Genomic DNA, 17,817 nt, shown 5'->3' on the forward strand with positions numbered 1-17,817 from the left:
GCACGAACAGGAACATGAGCATCTAAAGAGGAGAAACACCCCATGAGCATCGTCGTCACCGGAGCCACCGGAGCCCTCGGCCGCCTCGTCGTCGAGCAGCTGCTGACCACCGTCCCCGCGAGCGGCATCGCCGCCGTCGTCCGCGACAAGGAGAAGGCGGCCGCTCTCGCCGCCCGCGGCGTGGAGCTCCGGATCGCCGACTACAGCCACCCCGAGACGCTGGCCGGCGCCTTCCGGGCCGGCGACCGGGTGCTGCTCATCTCGGGCAGCGAGGTCGGCAGCCGCGTCGCGCAGCACTCCGCGGTCATCGACGCGGCCAAGGCGGCGGGCGTGGCACAGCTCGCGTACACCGGCATCCTGGGCGGCCCGGACGCGGACTTCGTGCTGGCCGACGAGCACAAGGTGACCGAGCAGCTGATCCTCGACTCCGGCCTTCCCCACACCTTCCTGCGCAACGGCTGGTACACGGAGAACTACACCGCGAACCTGGCGCCCGTCCTGGCGCACGGCGCCGTCGTGGGCAACGCGGGCGACGGCAGGATCGCCTCCGCCACCCGGGCCGACTACGCGGCCGCGGCCGCCGCCGTCCTGACCGGCGAGGGCCACCTCGGCAAGGCCTACGAGCTGAGCGGCGATGTCGCCTGGTCGCTGACGGAGTACGCGGCGGTGATCGCCGAGGCGTCCGGCAAGGAGATCATCCACAACGACGTACCGGCCGCCGTGCACCAGGAGATCCTGGTCGGCGCCGGTGTGCCCGAGGGCTTCGCGGCGGTCCTCACCGATGTGGACGAGGCGATCCGGCGCGGGCTGCTGGCCCACTCCAACGGCGACCTGGCCCGGCTGATCGGCCGCCCCACGACCCCGCTGGCGGAGACCGTCGCCGCCGCGGTCGCCGCCCAGTAACTCGCGCAGGCCACCCGGCAGGGCGCACCGACCGCGCAAGTCCCGCAGGCCCCGCAAGCTCCGGCGGCCCCGCAGGCGCCGCAGAACTGGATCCGGCCCGGTGTCATGACCGTCTGGCGATACGGCAATGACACCGGGCTCCGTCGGCGCTACCTTCATCTGGTCGGCGGAGCCGTCGGCGGACACCTGCCAGGAGGGGCCCGTGCAAGGGAAGAACGAACAGCGGGCGGGGCTCCTGTCCGGCATCGCCGCCTACGGCCTGTGGGGGGTCGTCCCTCTCTTCTGGCCGCTGCTGAAGCCGTCCGGCGCGATCGAGATCCTGGCCCACCGCATGGTCTGGTCGCTCGGCGTCGTCGCCATCGCCCTGCTGGCGCTGCGGCGCTGGTCCTGGATCGGCGAACTGGTGCGGCAGCCGCGGAAGCTGGCGCTGATCACCGTCGCCGCGGCCGTGATCACCGTCAACTGGGGCCTGTACATCTGGTCGGTGAACAACGGTCACGTCGTCGAGGCGTCGCTCGGATACTTCATCAACCCGCTGGTCACCATCGCCATGGGGGTCCTCCTCCTCGGCGAACGGCTGCGCCCGGTGCAGTGGGTGGCGGTCGGCACCGGCGTGGCGGCCGTGCTGGTGCTGGCGATCGGGTACGGGCAGCCGCCGTGGATCTCGCTGGTCCTGGCGTTCTCCTTCGCGACGTACGGCCTGGTGAAGAAGAAGGTCAACATGGGCGGCCTGGAGTCGCTCACGGCCGAGACCGCGGTGCTGTTCGTGCCCGCCCTCGGCTATCTGGTGTGGCTGGGGACGCAGGGCGATTCGACGTTCACCTCGGAGGGCGCCGGCCATGCGGCCCTGCTGGCCGGGACGGGGCTGGTGACGGCCGTTCCGCTGATCCTGTTCGGCGCGGCCGCGATCCGCGTCCCGCTCTCCACGCTCGGCCTGCTGCAGTACCTGGCGCCGGTCTTCCAGTTCATCCTGGGCATCCTGTACTTCCACGAGGCGATGCCCGCCGAGCGCTGGGCCGGATTCGGCCTGGTCTGGCTGGCCCTCACGCTGCTGACCTGGGACGCGCTGCGGACGTCGCGGCGCACCAGGGCCCAGGCGCTGGCCGCCCGGCTGGCCGCGGCCATCCCGGCCACTCCGGCCACCTCGGCCGCCCCGCCCGGGACCGGGGATCCCGCGTCTAAAATTATTACCTAGTTGCTTTTCTTACTCGGTTGCGTTTCTCTTGAGGTCCACGGAAGCGCAACCGAGGAGTACGCATGCCCACATCCCCGACCACCGTGCTGATCGTCGGCTCCGGGCCGACCGGGCTGACCCTGGCCATCGAGCTCGCCCGGCGGGCCGTCGACGTACGGATCATCGACAAGACACCCGGCTTCCCCCGCAGTTCACGGGCCAAGGGCCCCAATCCGCGCTCGCTGGAGGTCCTGGAGGACCTCGGTGTCGTCGGGGAGGTACTGGCCGCGAGTTCGGCGCCGCTGCCGATGCGGAAGTACCGGAACGGGGTGCCGATCGCCGACGCCGCCCCCTTCGCCGACGCGCGCCCGACGCCGGACGCCCCCTACGACCGGCCCCGGATGATCGCCCAGTGGCGGCTGGAGGAGATCCTGCGCGCCCGTCTCGCCGAGTACGGCGTGCGGGTCGAACTCGGCTCCGAGCTCGTCGGACTGGCCGAGGGCCGCACGTCCGTGACCGCCGCCCTCGCCGGCGGCGGGGAGATCGAGGCGCGGTACGTGGCCGGCTGCGACGGCGGGCACAGTGCGGTGCGCAAGCTGCTCGGCGTCCCGTTCGAGGGGAAGACCGACGAGACGCAGATGATGGTCTGCGGCGACGTCGAGGCGGAGGGCCCGGACCGCGGCTTCTGGCACCAGTGGTTCGACGAGGACGGGGCCGTGATGCTCTGCCCGATCCCCGGCACCCGCTCGGGCTGGTGGTTCCAGGCCGGCCCCGAGACCGACGCCTCGGGCGCCCCCGTACCCCCGTCGCTGGACAGCTTCCGGCGCCTGTTCGCCAAGCACACCCGGCTGCCGGGCAGCGGCCTGTCGGATGCCACGCTGCTCTCCACCTACCGGGTCAACGAGCGCCTGGCGGAGCGCTACCGGGTGGGGCGGGTGTTCCTGGCGGGCGACGCCGCCCATGTGCACTCCATCGCGGGCGGACTGGGGATGAACACCGGCATCCAGGACGCGTACAACCTCGGCTGGAAGCTCGCCCGGGTCGCCTCGGGCCGGGCGGATCCGGCCCTGCTCGACACCTACGAGGAGGAGCGGCTGCCCATCGCCGCCGATGCCCTGGACCTCAGCGCGGAGCGGCTGCGCGCCACGATGGAGGCGATCAGGAAGCCGGGCGGCGGGCTGGACTCGGCGGTCTCCGAGCGGACCAACGGCCTCGGCGGCGGCTACCGCTGGAGCTCCCTGGCCACCGGCGGCGGCACCGGCCGGCTGCGCGCGGGCGACCGCGCCCCGGACGCCCCCTGCCGCGACCTCGCCACCGGCACTCCCCGCCGGCTGTTCGAAGCCTTCGCCGGACCGCACTTCACCCTGCTCGGCTTCGGACCGGGCACGGCACAGGCCCTGCGGGAGGCGGCCGGGGCGCACGACGGCGAACTGCGGGCGTACGGCGTGGACGTGGGCGGTCCGCACGGCCTGGCCGACGACGGCGGGCACGCCCGCACGGCCTACGGCATCGGCCCGGACGAGGACCTGCTGGTGCTCGTCCGCCCGGACAACCACGTGGCCCTGATCATCCCGCCCGGGGACCTCGGGGCGGTCGGCGCCTACCTGAACGGTGCGGCATTGGAGCGAGCTTGAGCGCGTCACGGCGGGTCATCCCGCTCTAACACTCCGCTTATCTTTTCCTCATACTTATGACCCGATCCCTGCGCACCTCCGGAACGTCCCGCACGCTCCTGCGCACCGCCACCACCACCGCCGCCCTGTCCGCCCTGACGCTCCTGGCCTGCGGATTCGCTCCCACCGCAGGCGCGGACGACACGGTGCAGACCGTCAACCCGTCGGGCCTCGGCCCGGCGGGCCCCTGGTTCCGGCTCCAGGAAACGACTCCCGACCGGGACCCGGGCCTCCACGAGGTCTCCCCGAAGCCCGACCCGGTCCATCTGAACGGCAGCCTGCACCTGGCCATCGGTGCGGCCCAGCAGGCCCAGGCCGCCCACTACTTCAACGCGACGTGGACGCCCGTGCCCATGCGGCCGCTGCTGGACGCGGGCATCTCCTACTGGGCGTACACCTCCACCGAGGGCTCCACGACCACCACCATCGGCGCCAACCTCCAGCTCCCGGCCTCCTGCGGCGGGTTCACCACGCTGTCCTTCGAGCCCGGCGCCAACACGGACGTCAAGGGCGAGGCGCTGAAGCCGGACACCTGGCAGGAGTACCGGTTCACCGCCGACTCGGTGATGCGTACCTCGAACGCGGCGGCCGGCATCCCGGCCGGCGGCAGCGCCCCGCTGTCGGTCTTCGTCGAGAAGTGCGAAGGCGCGTACGGCGTGATCGCCAACATCGGCCGGCTCGGTGACGCGAACGGCACGCTCAACACCTACGTCGACAACATCACCGCCCAGGGCACCACCTGGGACTTCGCGGTCACCGGCCGCGCCACGGCGGCGCTCACCGTCCCCGAGGAGATCCAGGCCGGCGACGGCCCCCGTCCGGCCGACGCCTCCTACACCGACCCGGCGGACGGACCGCAGTACCCGGGCATCGGCACGCACCTGACGCTCAAGGGGCCGGCGGGCCTCCGGACCGACCAGCTGACGGTGGTGTCCGAGGGCTCCGAGGTCCCCCTGACCCGGGAGACCGACGGGACGTTCACCGGCGAGCTGCGGACCAACCTCCGGGCGGGCGGCACGCTGGAGCCCGGCGGCAGGGCGGGCGCCGCTTTCACCCTGGCCGCCGCCGATGACGCGCCCACCGGCCCGCTCGACGTGACGGCCGAACTGACCGTCACCGTCGCCGGAGCCGACGGGCCCCGGCGCACGGGTGTGAGCGCGACGGACCACACGCGGATCACCGCTGCCGACGTGGAGCCCAGCCCGTCACCCAGCCCCACGCACCCCCACCACCCGAAGCCCACCCCGCCCGGCGGCGGCCACGGCGGCGGCCACTGGGGCGGCGACAACGGCGGCCACGGCGGCGGCGGTCACGGCAACGGGCCCATGCCCAACGGGCCGGTCGACGCGGGCGACGGCTCCACCGCCCTGACCGGCACCGGCTCGGCCGGTCCGATCGGTACGGGCCTGATGGCCGGAGCGGCCGGTCTGCTGGCGGTCGCGGCAGCCGCTCTCGGCGGCCTGCGCACGGTCCGGCGCCGGCGCGGTTGAGCGCCCGCACCGCGCGGGAACGGCCCTCGCGGCCGTTCCCGCGCCCGATCGCGGCGGCCGGGCTGGTCCCGGCCGCCGCGGCGGCACTCGTCCTGCTCCTGGGCTCGCCCCTGACGGAGCCCCGCGGGGCCGCGCCCCGGCCCGGACCCGCGTCCACGACAGCGGCCCCCCTGCCCGCGACCCGCCCCGTCCGCGTCGACATCGCCGCCCTCGGGGTCAGCGCCCCGCTGGTGGACCTGACCCTGGACAGCCGGGGCAAGCTCGGCGTGCCCGACCCGGCAGAGCGCAATCTCGCGGGGTGGTACCGGGACGGGGTGACGCCGGGCTCCCCCGGCACCGCCGTCGTCGTCGCCCACGTCGACACCCCCACCGGCCCCGCCGCCTTCGCCGGACTCGACACGCTGCGCCCCGGCGCGACGGTCGACGTGCGCCGGGCGGACGGGACCGTCGCGGCATTCCGCCTCTACGCCGTCGAGGAGTTCGAGAAGAGCGACTTCCCCAGCGCACGCGTCTACGGCCCGGCGAAGGACGCCGAACTCCGCCTGCTCACCTGCGGCGGCTCCTACGATCCCGAGGCCGGCGGCTACCAGTCGAACGTGGTGGCCTTTGCCCGGCTGATCGCGGTTCACCCGCCGGATCCCGGCCTTCCGGGGAAGAATGACTCCCATGACTCTTGACTGGAAAGTCGTCGTCGACTCGGCCGACCCGCACGCCCAGGCCGGATTCTGGTCCGCCGCCCTCGGCTACGAGATCGAGGACAACAGCCCCCTGGTCGAACGGCTCCTGGGGCTCGGAGCCGTACCGGAGGCCATCACGACGACCGCGCACGGGCGGCGGGCCTGGCTCGACCTGGCCGCGGTGCGGCACCCGGACGATCCGCACGAGGAGGAGAGCGGGACGGGGCTGGGCCGGCGGCTGCTGTTCCAGCGCGTCCCCGAGCCCAAGACGGTGAAGAACCGCCTCCACCTCGACCTGCACGCCGGCCCTGACCGCCGCGACGCGGAGGTGGCCAGGCTGGAGGGCCTGGGCGCGACCGTGGTCCGCAAGGTGGCGGAGCCGGGCGGGACGTGGACGGTGCTCACCGACCCCGAGGGCAACGAGTTCTGCGTGCAGTAGCCGGAAGCAGGCAGTGCGCAGCAGGCGGTAGCAGGACGGTGCGGCGCGGCGCGGTATGACCGATGGGGGCCGGACGGCCCACCCGGGACACGGACGGATGACCGGGCCGCACCCCCTGAGCAGGGGTTCGTTGATCAGCCCATGAAAAGGATCATGACCGTGGTGCCCCTTGCGATGACCCTCTGCGCCGCGGCGGCGGGGACGGCCGCCGCCGACGAGTGGGACAGCCACAACGCCCCCGTCGTCGCGCTCATCAGCACCGGCCAGATCGACGACCCCTTCGAGGACGTCCTGGAACACGCGCTGAACTTCGGCGACGGACACAGCTGGGGCTGACCCGGGCGGACATCCACCCGGGCGGACGTTTCCTCCGGACATACGGGACATGCGTCCGCACTGGCCCGCCCACCCGGGCAGACCGAACCGTCGCCGCAGGTCAGAGCCGTACGACCGGTTCCGGATCTCCCTACCCTTGATCCATGCCCCTCCCGCCCGCATATGCCATCGTCGCCACGGACCTGGACGGCACCCTGCTGCGCCGCGACGACACCGTCAGTCCCCGCTCCCGCGCCGCGCTCGCCCTGGCCGCGGCCGCCGGGGCCCGGCACCTCGTCGTCACCGGGCGGCCGGTGCCGGGTGTGCGGGAGCTGCTCGCGGGGCTGGGCTACCGGGGGCTCGCGGTCTGCGGACAGGGGACGCAGCTGTACGACGCCGGGGCGCGGCGGATGGTCCACGCGGCCACGCTGGACCGGGAGGCGGCGGACGCCGCCATCGGGAAGATAGAGGCCCAGGTCGGCCCGGTCTTCGTGGCGGTGGACCAGGACGGGACCGAGGGCCGCACCCTGATCGGGCCCGGGTATCTGATGCCGCACCCGACCCTGCCCGCGCACCGCACACGGCACCGGGACGAGCTGTGGGCGGCCCCGATCATCAAGGTCCTCATCCGCCACCCCGGCCTCGACGACGACACCCTGGCGGCCGCGGCCCGGGCGGTCGTCGGCGATCTGGCCACCGTCACACTGTCCGGTCCCGGCACGGTCGAGCTCCAGCCGTACGGGGTCGACAAGGGCGCCGGGGTCGCGCTCGCCGCGGAACACCTGGGGCTGGACCCGGCGACGGCGATCGCCTTCGGGGACATGCCCAACGACCTTCCGATGTTCAGCAGTTGCGGGTACGGGGTGGCGATGGCCAACGCCCATCCGCTCCTGCGGGCCGCGGCCGACGAGGTGACGCTGTCCCACGAGGACGACGGGGTCGCGGTGGTGCTCGAACGGGTCTTCCGCTGATGACAGCCACCCGTCGGACCTGACCGGGGACGTCCGCGCGGCACGCGCCCCTCAGGCGCCGCCGAACAGCCCGCCGAGCAGCCCGCCCAGGAGACCACCGAGCGGTCCGGGGTCCGACGCCGTGTCCCCGTCGTCCGGATCGGCTTCCTCCTGCGGGTCATCGCCGCCGGAACCACCACCGGATCCGCCACCGCTTCCGGTCGCCGGGGAGGGGTCAGGCCCGGCCGACGGCTCATGCGGTGCCGGGGCGGGCGGGGGGACGCCGGGGCTCCCTTCAGCGCTGTCCTGCGTCTGTGCCGGCCGCTCGGGCGTCGAGGGCTTCCCAGTCACTGGGGCCCCGGTGGTGAGCGCGGCAGGGGTGTCGGGGCGCTCGGCGGTCATCTCCGCAGAGGTCTCCGCGGACTCGGGCTGCGCGGTCCATCCGGTGGCCTTCGGCCACACGCCGTACGGCAGCGCCGAAGGAGCGTCCTGGGGTTCGGCGGCCGGAGCCGTACCGGTCCCGGCAGCCGTCGGGGCCGGACGCGCTTCCGCCTCACGGTCCAGGCCAATCGCACGCGGCAGTTGGAGGAAGGGCGCGCTGGAATCGACGCCGATCAGCGTGGCGATCACCGTCGTGGCGTAGCAGGAACAGACGACCGCCCCGATGACGCCCGCGCGGCGCCAGCTCCGGCTGCGCCGTCCGGTGGCATCGACGAAGACCGGCCCCCCGGACCGCGCGGCGATTCCGGGGCGCGTTCCCGGGGACCGATCAGCGTCACCCGGGCCGGGGCTGCCGGAGCGCGGTCCGCCGTCACGCGGAGCGATGCCGCCGGGGCGCGGTCCGGGCATCCGGTCCTCGTCGCCGCCGGTACCGGGCGCCTCCGCACCGAAGGCCGCGGCCAGGTCGTCCCACGCGCCCCCGCCGGCGAGTGCGCCCACCCTCTCGCGCACCCCCGCATCGACCTTCGCGTCGGTTCTCGCGTCCTCGGCCTCGTCCACTGACTCGCCGCGCATGCCCACCCCGTGTCGCCCCCTTGTGCCGGCCCGCCCGAAACGGTGCCGGCAGAGCTGGTCGTTGCCGGGGAAGGCGCCGAGTGGCGCGCGAGAGTGACCGGCATCCGGGCCCGGCCGTTCCACCCCACTGAGGAGTTCGGTCCCAACAGCCTTACGGATTGGTGCGATTGAAATATTTTTAGGAGCGCTTCGCCGTACCGACCCGGCCGCCCGTCACGACGCCCTCAGCTCTGCACGGCCCCCAGCGAGCGCAGCACATGGGCGACCAGGGCCGCGACCGCCTCCGGGTCCTGCATCGGCTTGCGCAGTACATGGCGGTAGTAGACCGGCCCGTAGAGCATCTCGACCGCCAGCCGCAGATCGGCGCCCGGCGGGATCTGGCCCTGGTCCTGGGCGCTGCGCAGCCGCCCGACCGCCGCCTCGAAGCGGGGCTCGATGAGCTGGGTGCGAACCGTTTCGGCCAGCTCGTCGTCGTGGTGGACCTCGGAGAGTATGCCCGCGTACGCGGGACCGAAGGGCGGCACGGAGAGCACCCGGACCGCGCCCGTCACATGGGTGTGCAGGTCGCCTGCGATGTCACCGGTGTCGATGAACGGGGTGGCGGTGACCAGTTTCTCCGTGAACGCCTCCAGCAGCACCGCGCTCTTCGACGGCCACCAGCGGTAGATCGTCTTCTTGCTGACACCCGCCCGGGCCGCGATGGCCTCGACGGTGACGCGGCCGTACCCCTTCTCCGTACAGAGATCGAGGGCGGCCTCCAGCGTCGCCCTGCGTGAGCTCTCGCTCCGGCGCAGTGAACTCGGCGATGTGATCATTCGGTGAGCATAGGGCTGTTCGAGCCAATCCTTGTTGACAGTCCGTCGCCAGAAGTCGAACAATGCTCAAGCGGAAACGGAACGTACCGTGTCGGCTCGTTCCTGCGCCTTGGTGCGCTTTCGCACCGTTCGTGCCGTTCGTGCCGCGACGAGCCGATCGGGGGACGGCTCGCCCGGCCGACGGTACGGGTGCCGGAGCCGCTCCCAGCCGGGCACTCCCCGGCTGCCGGACCGCTTCAGGCGGTGATGTCCTTCGCCGTGAACCGGGCCCAGGCCGCCGTGCCGAACACCGCCGCGTACAGCCCCTGGAGTCCCAGGTTCTTCAGCAGGCCGTCCCAGTAGACGGGTTCGCGCAGCAGGTCGGCGAAGGACAGCCAGTAGTGCGGGAAGAGATACGGGTGGATCCCGCTCAGCTGCGGAATGGTGTCCAGGATCTGCACCGTGATCAGCACCCCGACCGTCGCCGCCATGGCCGCGATGCCGCTGTTGGTGAGGGTCGACACGAAGAGTCCGAGCGCCGCGAAGCCGATCAGTGACGCGGCGACCGCCACCGCGACGAACACCGCCCGCAGCAGCCCCTCGCCGAAGCCGATCCGGGTCCCGGAGATCGTCGTGACCTCCCCGACGGGGAACAGCAGCGCGCCCACGGCCAGCGCCGAGGCCGCCACGACCAGGGTCGCGATCAGGCAGAAGGCCAGCGTGGTCGCGTACTTGGCGAGCAGCAGCCGGGTCCGGCCCGCCGGTGCGACCAGCAGGTAGCGCAGCGTTCCCGCGTTGGCCTCGCCCGCGATCGAGTCGCCCGCGACGACGCCCACGGCCATCGGGAGGAAGACGGGGAGCGTGGCGGCGAGGGCGGCGAAGACCAGGAAGAGACCGTTGTTGGTCACCTGGGAGAGGAAAGCGGGTCCGGCCCCGCCCTCGCCGGGTCCGGCCGACGAGCCGTCGGACGTCTCGATGCGCACCGCGATCCCGATCAGCACGGGGACGGCGGCCAGCACCCCGAGCAGGGCGAGGGTGCGCCAACGGCGCAGGGTGGTGGTCAGTTCGGACCACAGGATGCCGAGGGTCCACAGCGGGTTGCGGCGGACCGGAGCGGCGGCCGCGGCGGGTGCGAGTTCAGCCTGCGACATCGAATCCCTCTCCGGTGAGTGCGACGAACGCGTCCTCCAGCGAGGCCCGTTCGACGCCGAAGGACCGGACCCGGACGCCGTCGTGCACCAGGGCCGCGTTCAGGTCGGACAGTTCCACGGAGCCCGGCGGGGCGTCCGCGCGTACCCGGTCGCCGTCGACGGTGACGCCGCCGATCCCGTGCTCCTTGAGGACGCGGGCGGCGTCGGCCGGGTCGGGGGTGGTGACGGCGAGCCGGCCCCGGGTGCCCGCCGCGAGGTCGGCGACGGACCCCTGCGTGAGCAGCCGGCCCCGGGCCATCACCGCCGCGTGGGTGCAGATCTGCTCGATCTCGTCGAGGAGGTGGGAGGAGAGGAAGACCGTGGTGCCCTCGGCGGCCAGTTCCCGGACGAGGGCGCGGATCTCCCGCATGCCCTGCGGGTCCAGGCCGTTGGTCGGCTCGTCCAGGACGAGCAGCCGGCGGGGCCGGAGGAGGGCGGCGGCGAGGCCGAGGCGCTGCTTCATGCCCAGTGAGTACGCCCGGGCCTTCTTGCCTGCCGCGGCGGCCAGGCCGACCCGCTCCAGGGCGTCGCCGACGCGGGTGTTCCGGGTGTGCGGATCGGCGGTGGGGTCGGCCCGGTCGTAGCGCACGAGGTTGTCCCGGCCGCTCAGGAACCCGTACAGCGCCGGTCCCTCGATCAGCGCCCCGACCTGCGGCAGCACGCTGCGGGCCGCGCCGGGCATGGGGCGGCCCAGGACGCTCGCGGTACCGGATGTCGGCTCGATCAGGCCCATCAGCATCCGGATGGTGGTGGTCTTCCCGGAGCCGTTGGGCCCGAGGAAGCCGAAGACGCTGCCGCCCGGGACGGTGAGGTCGAGCCCGTCGACGGCGAGCTGGCCGCCCCGGTACCGCTTGGTGAGCCCCTGCGTCTCGATCACGGGCACGGTGTCCGCCCCTGTCATGGTCTGCTCCCCACGGATCGCGCCCGCCCCGCCGTATGGAGGCTACGGCGGGGCGGGCGGACTGTGCACCGGGTGGCGCACGAGATGGTGTACGAGGTGGTGTCAGCCGGCCTTGTTCGCCGCGTTCACCAGCGCGTCCTTGGTGACCGCGCCGACGTACACCCGGCCGTCGTCCGTCATCAGGGCGTTGACCAGGCGGGTCTTGAAGACCGTGCCCGAGCCGAACTTCCCGGTGACCTTGTCGCCGAGGGCGTCCAGGAACTGCTGCGCCTCGGCCGGTACCTCGCCCGACTCCTTCGTCGGGAGGGCCGCGCCGCCGGGGGTCTTGATCTCGGCGATGCTGTTCCAGCCCTCGCCGATCACGTTCATCCCCTCGAAGGCGCCGAGGTCGCCCTTCGCCTTCTCGGCCTCCGCCTTCCCGTGCTCCTTCGCCTCGTCCGCCTCGGTCACCTTCGCGCCCTTGGGCGGGGTGAAGGCGAAGGAGGACGCGTCGGGCTTCTTGAAGTCGACCGAGGTGAAGCCGGCGTCGACCGCCGCCTTGCCGCCGCTGCTGGGCTGCAGGGTGAACTTGAGCGGCACGCCGTTCTCCGCGTCCACCGCGACGGTGATCGAACCGATCGTCGAGCCGCTCTGCTCCGGCTTGATGACCAGCCGGTACGCGTCGCGCCCGGCGACCTGCGCGGTGCCGCCGACCGTGACGGACGTGGTGCCGTCGGCGGCCTTCAGCGCCTGCTCGGCGAGCGCCTTCGGGGTGGTGGGCACGCCGTCGGGTGCGGCCTTCTCCTTGTCCCGGCCGGCCTCGCCCTCGGCGTGGTAGACGCTGTTCGACTTGCTGTCGTACGCCCAGACCTGGTCCCCGTTGTGGATCAGGCTGTACTCGGACGCCTGGTCGAGGATCGAGACCCGCTGCTTGTCGGGGCCGTCGGCGGCCACCCGCAGGGTGTGGGTGCCGGACGCCAGCTCCGTGAGCTTCGTCTGCGGGTCGGCGCTCGCGCCGCCCCGGTCGCCTCCGCCGTCCGGGACGAGGGAGCCGGCCAGTCCGCCCATGGACGGGATGCCGAGGTCCGTGCTGATCTTCACCGTGCCGGAGAGCTGCTGCGTGTCCGAGGCGGCGATCTTCTCGATGAGCTCCTGGGCGGTGATCTCCGGCAGGTCCGGGTCGCCGGAACTGGCGAGCGCCGGGACGAGCCCGATCGTGGCGGCCGCCACTCCGGCCACCGCCACCGGGACGATGTAACGCACCGCCTTGCGGCGGTTCGCGACGGATCCTCGGGTCCCGTCCGCGACCGTGCCGTTGGTCTCCGCGCTGTCGTTCGGTGCCATGTGTGCCCTACCTCCGTGGTCGGCGGCTTCCGTCGGGATGCACTCGTCCACTCCGTGCCGCCATTCTCACCCGTTTTGGTCAGGAGTGGTTGTTCTCCATCTGACCAAATCGGGCGGCTTCAGGCGTCAGCCCCCGGGAGCAACTCCGCGTACCTCTTCGGGATGACACCGCGCACCGTTTCCTCACCCGTCCCGTAGGGGTCGCGGCGGCGGTGCGTGGAGCGGCGCTCAGCCCGCGCGGTGCACCACGGCGTCGCACATCTCTTCCAGGGCGGCCTTGGCGTAGCAGGAGGGCAGCGGCGCGAGGGTGGCCCGCGCCTCCTCCGCGTACCGGACGGTGTCGCGTCGGGCCTGTTCGAGCGCGGGGTGGGCGCGCAGCCGGCGCAGCGCCTCGGCGAGGCGGTCCGGGTCGCCGAGGTCCCCGTCCAGCAGCTCGACGAGCTCCAGGTCGTCCGGCTTGCCGTCGGCCGCGGCCTGCGCCCTGAGGTGGAGGACGGGCAGGGTCGGGATGCCTTCGAGGAGGTCGGTGCCGGGGGTCTTGCCGGACTCGTGGGAGTCGGAGGCGATGTCGAGGACGTCGTCGGCGAGCTGGAAGGCGACGCCGAGGCGCTCGCCGTACTGGGTGAGGGTGTCGGTCGCCGACTCGTCGGCGCCGGACATCATCGCGCCGAACCGGCAGGCCACGGCGATCAGCGAGCCGGTCTTCCCGCGCATCACGTCGAGGTAGTGCTCGACCGGGTCGCGCCCGTCGCGCGGGCCCGCGGTCTCCAGGATCTGGCCGGTGACCAGGCGCTCGAACGCCTCCGCCTGGATGCGGACGGCCTCGGGGCCGAGGTCGGCCAGGATGTGCGACGCGCGCGCGAAGAGGAAGTCGCCGGTCAGCACGGCCACCGAGTTGCCCCAGCGGGTATTGGCGCTGTCGACCCCGCGGCGCACGTCGGCCTCGTCCATCACGTCGTCGTGGTACAGCGTCGCGAGGTGGGTCAGCTCGACGACCACGGCGGCGGGCACCACGCCCGGGGCGTCGGCGTCACCGAACTGGGCGGCCAGCATCGCCAGCAGGGGCCGGAACCGCTTGCCGCCCGCGCGCACGAGGTGCTGCGCGGCCTCCGTGATGAAGGGCACCTCGCTCTTGGTGGCATCGAGCAGCCCCGACTCGACAGCAGCCAAACCGGCCTGGACACCGGCCTCAAGAGCCTGGTCCCGCACGCTCAGTCCGAACGGCCCGACGACGGTCACGAGGGGATCTCCTGTCTGCTGACGATCACACGGAATGTCGATGTGTCGCTGTCATCACTCAAGTCAGCGTATCCGGTCCCCTTTGGATCACCGTGGGCGCCTTCCCGCCACCGCCGGTATGTTCGGGATCAGCTCATACGATCAGGAGTTGTCCCTTTGTCCCACACCGCCGCAGACACCGAACCCACCCAGCCACCGCCGGGCGACGACCACGCCTTCTTCGGCCAGCCACGGGGTCTGATGACCCTGTCCGGCCTGGAGGTGTGGGAGCGGTTCTCGTTCCTCGGCATGCAGGCGATCCTGGTCCTCTACTTCGCCGACGCCGTCAGCAACGGCGGCATGGGCATGGAGGCCGGTACCGCCGCGTCCGTATCCGCCGCCTACGGCACGCTCGTCTACCTGGTCTCCGTGGCCGGGGGCTGGCTGGCCGACCGGATCCTCGGCTCGTACCGCGCCGTCCTGTACGGCGGCATCCTCATCGCCATCGGGCACTACGCCATGGCGGTGCCCACCGATGTCATGACCTGGGTCGGCCTGGGCCTGATCAGCGCCGGAACGGGCCTGCTCAAGCCCAATGTCGCCACCATGGTCGGCAAGCTCTACCGCACCGACGACGAGCGCCGTGACGCCGGCTTCGCCCTGTACTACATGGGCATCAACATCGGCGCCTTCCTCGGCCCGCTGATCACCGGCTGGCTCGGTGACCACGCGAGCTGGCACTGGGGTTTCTCGGCCGCCGCGTTCGGTATGACGCTCGGCCTGATCCAGTACGTCCTGGGCCGCCGTCACCTGGCCGGGCGTAAGAACGCCGCCGAATTCCCGCTGGCCCCCGGACCCATGCGCCGGGCGGTCCGGCTCATCGTCATCGGCGTCGTGGTGGTCGCCGCGCTCGCCACCGTGCTGGCCCTGGCGGGCTGGCTGACCATGGACCGCTTCGTCGACCTGCTCACGATCGTCTCCGTGATCGCGCCGGTCGTCTACTTCGTGGTGATGTTCCGCAGCCCCCGGGTCACCTCGGAGGAGCGCGGCAGGCTGCGCCCGTACGTGGTGCTGTTCCTGGCCTCGGTCGTCTTCAACTTCATCCTCTTCCAGGCGTACTCGACGATGATGCTGCTGGCGTCGACCAACGCCCGCACGGAGATCTTCGGCTTCCACTTCCCGGCCAGCTGGTACGCCTCCGCGCTCGGCGCCTTCGAGGTGGCACTCGCTCCGGTGGTCGCAGCCGTCTGGGCGAAGATGGGGCCCCGCCAGCCGCACGCGTCCAACAAGATCGCGATCGGGGTGATCCTGGGCGGGCTCTCCTTCCTGCTGATGGTCCTGCCCACCTCCGGGCACTCCTCGGACACGTACAAGATGGCCGCCTGGTGGATCGTCGGCTCGTATCTGCTGCTCGGGCTCGGCGACATCCTGCTGGAGACCTCCGGCATGTCCGCGACCACGAAGCTCGCCCCCAAGGCGTTCGCCAGCCAGACGATGGCGCTCTGGTTCCTCTCGCTGGCCCTCGCCAACGGCATCCAGGCCCAGATCGTGAAGCTGTACGGCGAGGTCTCCAACCCCGCCTACTTCGGTGTCAATGGCGCTATCGCGGTGGCGGCCGGTGTGGCCGTCATCGCCGCCGCACCCTGGCTCAAGCGCACCATGCACCCCGTCCACTGAGGTTCCCCATGCACATCCAGACCGTGTTCCCGTACGAGACGACCCGCGAGGACATCTACATCCCGCTGCCGGACGGCACCCAGCTGTACGCCCGGATCTGGCGGCCGGTCACCGACGAACCCGTGCCCGCGCTGCTGGAGTACCTGCCGTACCGGCTGAGCGACTGGACCGCGCCGCGCGACTGGCAGCGCCATCCCTGGTACGCGGGCCACGGCTACGCCTCGGTCCGGGTGGACGTGCGCGGTCACGGCAACAGCGAGGGGATGCCGGGCGACGAGTACGACGCGACGGAGCTCGCCGACGGGGTCGCCGTCATCCACTGGCTGGCGCAGCAGGAGTGGTGCTCGGGCCGGGTCGGCATGTTCGGCATCTCCTGGGGCGGCTTCAACTCGCTCCAGCTCGCCGCGCTCGCCCCCGAGCCGCTGAAGGCGATCGTCACCGTCTGCTCGGCGGACGACCGCTACGACAACGACGTCCACTACATGGGCGGCTCCGTCCTCGCCGTGGACATGCACGCCTGGGCGGCGACCATGCTCGCCTTCGTCTGCCGGCCGCCGGACCCGGCGGACGTCGGCGACGACTGGCGGGAGATGTGGCTGAACCGGCTGGAAGCCGTCGACCCCTTCATCCACACCTGGCTGGCCCACCAGACGCGCGACGACTACTGGAAGCACGGCAGCGTCTGCGAGGACTACTCCGCCATCCAGGCGAACGTCCTCGCGGTCGGCGGCTGGCACGACCCGTACCGCGACACCGTGCTCCGGCTCGTCGAGCACCTGGACCCGGCGAAGGTCCGCGGGCTGATCGGCCCCTGGTCGCACCAGTACCCGGACCGCGGGCTGCCGCCGGGGCCCGGCATCGGCTTCCTCCAGGAGACGCTGCGGTGGTGGGACCAGCATCTGAAGGACCAGGACACCGGCGTCATGGCGGAGCCGCTGCTGCGGTCCTGGATCAGCGAGTCGCACCGGCCGGCGACGGTCTACGAGACGCTGCCGGGCCGCTGGGTCGGTGACACCAGCTGGCCTTCGGAGAACGTGGCGCCGGTCGCGTACGCGCTCCAGGGCGGGCCGCAGACCGTCGACTCGCCGCAGCAGACCGGGGTGGACGCCGGGCGGTTCTTCCCGTTCGGCAACGACGCCGACCTGCCGCCCGACCAGCGGGACGAGGACGCCAAGTCGGTGTGCTTCGAGTTCCCGGTCGAGGCCGCCCCGATCGAGATCCTGGGCCGGCCCAGGGTGAGGCTGCGGATCCGGATGGACGTGCCGCGCGGCCAGGCGATCGCCCGGCTCTGCGACGTCGCCCCGGACGGCTCGTCCACCCTCGTGACCCGCGGCGTCCTCAACCTCGCCGCCCGCAACGGCCGCGACCGCACCGAGGACTGGCCCGTCGGAACCACCGAGGACGTCACCTTCGAGCTGAACGGCATCGGGCACACCTTCCCGCCCGGCCACCGGATCAGGCTCGCGGTCTCCTCCTCGTACTGGCCGTGGATCTGGCCGCAGGCCGGTTCGAAGGGCTTCACCCTGGACGCCGACGGCAGCTTCGTCGAACTCCCGGTCCGCCGGCACACCGAGGACCCCTCGATCCGCTTCGAGGAGCCCGAGCAGTCGGAGCCGCTCGGCGTCGTCTTCCCCGTCACCCTCGACGAGCAGCGGCCCGAACGGCTGGTGGTCCGCGATGTCGCCAAGGGCGAGTGGCGGATGGAGGTCGACCCGCGCTACGGCGGCACCCGGGTCTACCCGGACGGCCTGGAGTTCACCGAGGACGCGGTGGAGACGTACACGGTCCAGGAGAGCGATCCGCTCTCGGCGCGCACCCGTTCCGACTGGACGATCCGGCTGCACCGGCCGGAGATGTCCTGGGACGTGCTGGTCGAGACGCGCTCGGAGATCTCCGCCGACGCGAGCGACTTCATCACCTCCAACGAGGTGGTCTGCAAGGAGGGCGGCGAGGTCGTCTTCCACCGGACCTGGGAGAAGCGGATTCCGCGCACCGCCGGGTGAACCCAACGCCGTGTCCCCGTACACACGGGGATACGGCGGAACTTTCCGGGCATTGGGGATGGTTGGGGCACTGCCG

At 72.4% G+C, this 17,817-nt stretch carries 16 protein-coding genes; 10 read left to right on the plus strand and 6 right to left on the minus strand.

What is annotated here, in order from left to right; all coding sequences use genetic code 11:
* The first annotated feature begins 42 nt into the window (after window positions 1-42).
* From OG521_16345 to OG521_16380, 8 genes are all read left to right on the plus strand, one after another.
* Complete coding sequence (locus tag OG521_16345; GenBank protein ID WUW22282.1) at window positions 43-903, plus strand: SDR family oxidoreductase; 861 nt, start codon at window positions 43-45, stop codon at window positions 901-903.
* A gap of 202 nt (window positions 904-1,105) precedes the next feature.
* Window positions 1,106-2,098, plus strand: a complete 993-nt coding sequence (gene rarD, locus OG521_16350; GenBank protein ID WUW22283.1) for an EamA family transporter RarD — start codon at window positions 1,106-1,108, stop codon at window positions 2,096-2,098.
* Window positions 2,099-2,160: 62 nt separating this feature from the next.
* Window positions 2,161-3,711, plus strand: coding sequence for an FAD-dependent monooxygenase (locus tag OG521_16355; protein ID WUW22284.1), 1,551 nt, complete (start codon window positions 2,161-2,163; stop codon window positions 3,709-3,711).
* A gap of 56 nt (window positions 3,712-3,767) precedes the next feature.
* Window positions 3,768-5,240, plus strand: a complete 1,473-nt coding sequence (locus OG521_16360) for a hypothetical protein (protein ID WUW22285.1) — start codon at window positions 3,768-3,770, stop codon at window positions 5,238-5,240.
* Window positions 5,237-5,917 carry a class F sortase gene (locus OG521_16365; protein ID WUW22286.1) on the plus strand — a complete coding sequence of 227 codons (681 nt, stop codon included), beginning with the start codon at window positions 5,237-5,239 and terminating at the stop codon, window positions 5,915-5,917. Before OG521_16360 ends, OG521_16365 begins: the two co-directional genes overlap by 4 nt.
* Window positions 5,898-6,356, plus strand: coding sequence for a hypothetical protein (locus OG521_16370; protein ID WUW22287.1), 459 nt, complete (start codon window positions 5,898-5,900; stop codon window positions 6,354-6,356). Before OG521_16365 ends, OG521_16370 begins: the two co-directional genes overlap by 20 nt.
* Window positions 6,357-6,497: 141 nt before the next feature.
* A complete protein-coding gene (locus OG521_16375; GenBank protein WUW22288.1) occupies window positions 6,498-6,692 on the plus strand; it encodes a hypothetical protein in 195 nt (64 codons plus the stop codon).
* Between the two features lie 143 nt (window positions 6,693-6,835).
* Window positions 6,836-7,642 carry an HAD family hydrolase gene (locus OG521_16380; protein WUW22289.1) on the plus strand — a complete coding sequence of 269 codons (807 nt, stop codon included), beginning with the start codon at window positions 6,836-6,838 and terminating at the stop codon, window positions 7,640-7,642.
* 51 nt (window positions 7,643-7,693) lie between these two features.
* On the opposite strand, the gene OG521_16385 is transcribed toward OG521_16380, so the two are convergent.
* The 6 genes from OG521_16385 to OG521_16410 form a co-directional block, all read right to left on the minus strand.
* Complete coding sequence (locus tag OG521_16385) at window positions 7,694-8,635, minus strand: hypothetical protein (protein WUW22290.1); 942 nt, start codon at window positions 8,633-8,635, stop codon at window positions 7,694-7,696.
* Window positions 8,636-8,859: 224 nt separating this feature from the next.
* Complete coding sequence (locus tag OG521_16390) at window positions 8,860-9,450, minus strand: TetR/AcrR family transcriptional regulator (GenBank protein ID WUW22291.1); 591 nt, start codon at window positions 9,448-9,450, stop codon at window positions 8,860-8,862.
* A 236-nt stretch (window positions 9,451-9,686) separates the two neighbouring features.
* A complete protein-coding gene (locus OG521_16395) occupies window positions 9,687-10,580 on the minus strand; it encodes an ABC transporter permease (GenBank protein WUW22292.1) in 894 nt (297 codons plus the stop codon).
* Window positions 10,567-11,520 carry an ABC transporter ATP-binding protein gene (locus tag OG521_16400; protein ID WUW22293.1) on the minus strand — a complete coding sequence of 318 codons (954 nt, stop codon included), beginning with the start codon at window positions 11,518-11,520 and terminating at the stop codon, window positions 10,567-10,569. The genes OG521_16395 and OG521_16400 overlap by 14 nt, the downstream gene beginning before the upstream one ends.
* 102 nt (window positions 11,521-11,622) lie before the next feature.
* The gene (locus OG521_16405; protein WUW22294.1) at window positions 11,623-12,843 is read right to left on the minus strand and encodes a DUF2092 domain-containing protein; all 1,221 of its coding nucleotides are present in this window, start codon (window positions 12,841-12,843) and stop codon (window positions 11,623-11,625) included.
* Window positions 12,844-13,071: 228 nt separating this feature from the next.
* Entirely contained in the window at window positions 13,072-14,082 is a 1,011-nt protein-coding gene (locus tag OG521_16410; GenBank protein ID WUW22295.1) for a polyprenyl synthetase family protein, read from the minus strand.
* Window positions 14,083-14,238: 156 nt separating this feature from the next.
* Here OG521_16410 and OG521_16415 point away from each other — a divergent pair, with 156 nt between their 5' ends.
* Together OG521_16415 and OG521_16420 are read left to right on the plus strand one after the other, a co-directional pair.
* The gene (locus OG521_16415; GenBank protein ID WUW22296.1) at window positions 14,239-15,738 is read left to right on the plus strand and encodes a peptide MFS transporter; all 1,500 of its coding nucleotides are present in this window, start codon (window positions 14,239-14,241) and stop codon (window positions 15,736-15,738) included.
* An 8-nt stretch (window positions 15,739-15,746) separates the two neighbouring features.
* Entirely contained in the window at window positions 15,747-17,741 is a 1,995-nt protein-coding gene (locus tag OG521_16420) for a CocE/NonD family hydrolase (protein WUW22297.1), read from the plus strand.
* The last annotated feature ends 76 nt before the right edge of the window (window positions 17,742-17,817 follow it).

This window comes from Streptomyces sp. NBC_01463 (assembly GCA_036227345.1).
Taxonomy (GTDB): Bacteria; Actinomycetota; Actinomycetes; order Streptomycetales; family Streptomycetaceae; genus Streptomyces.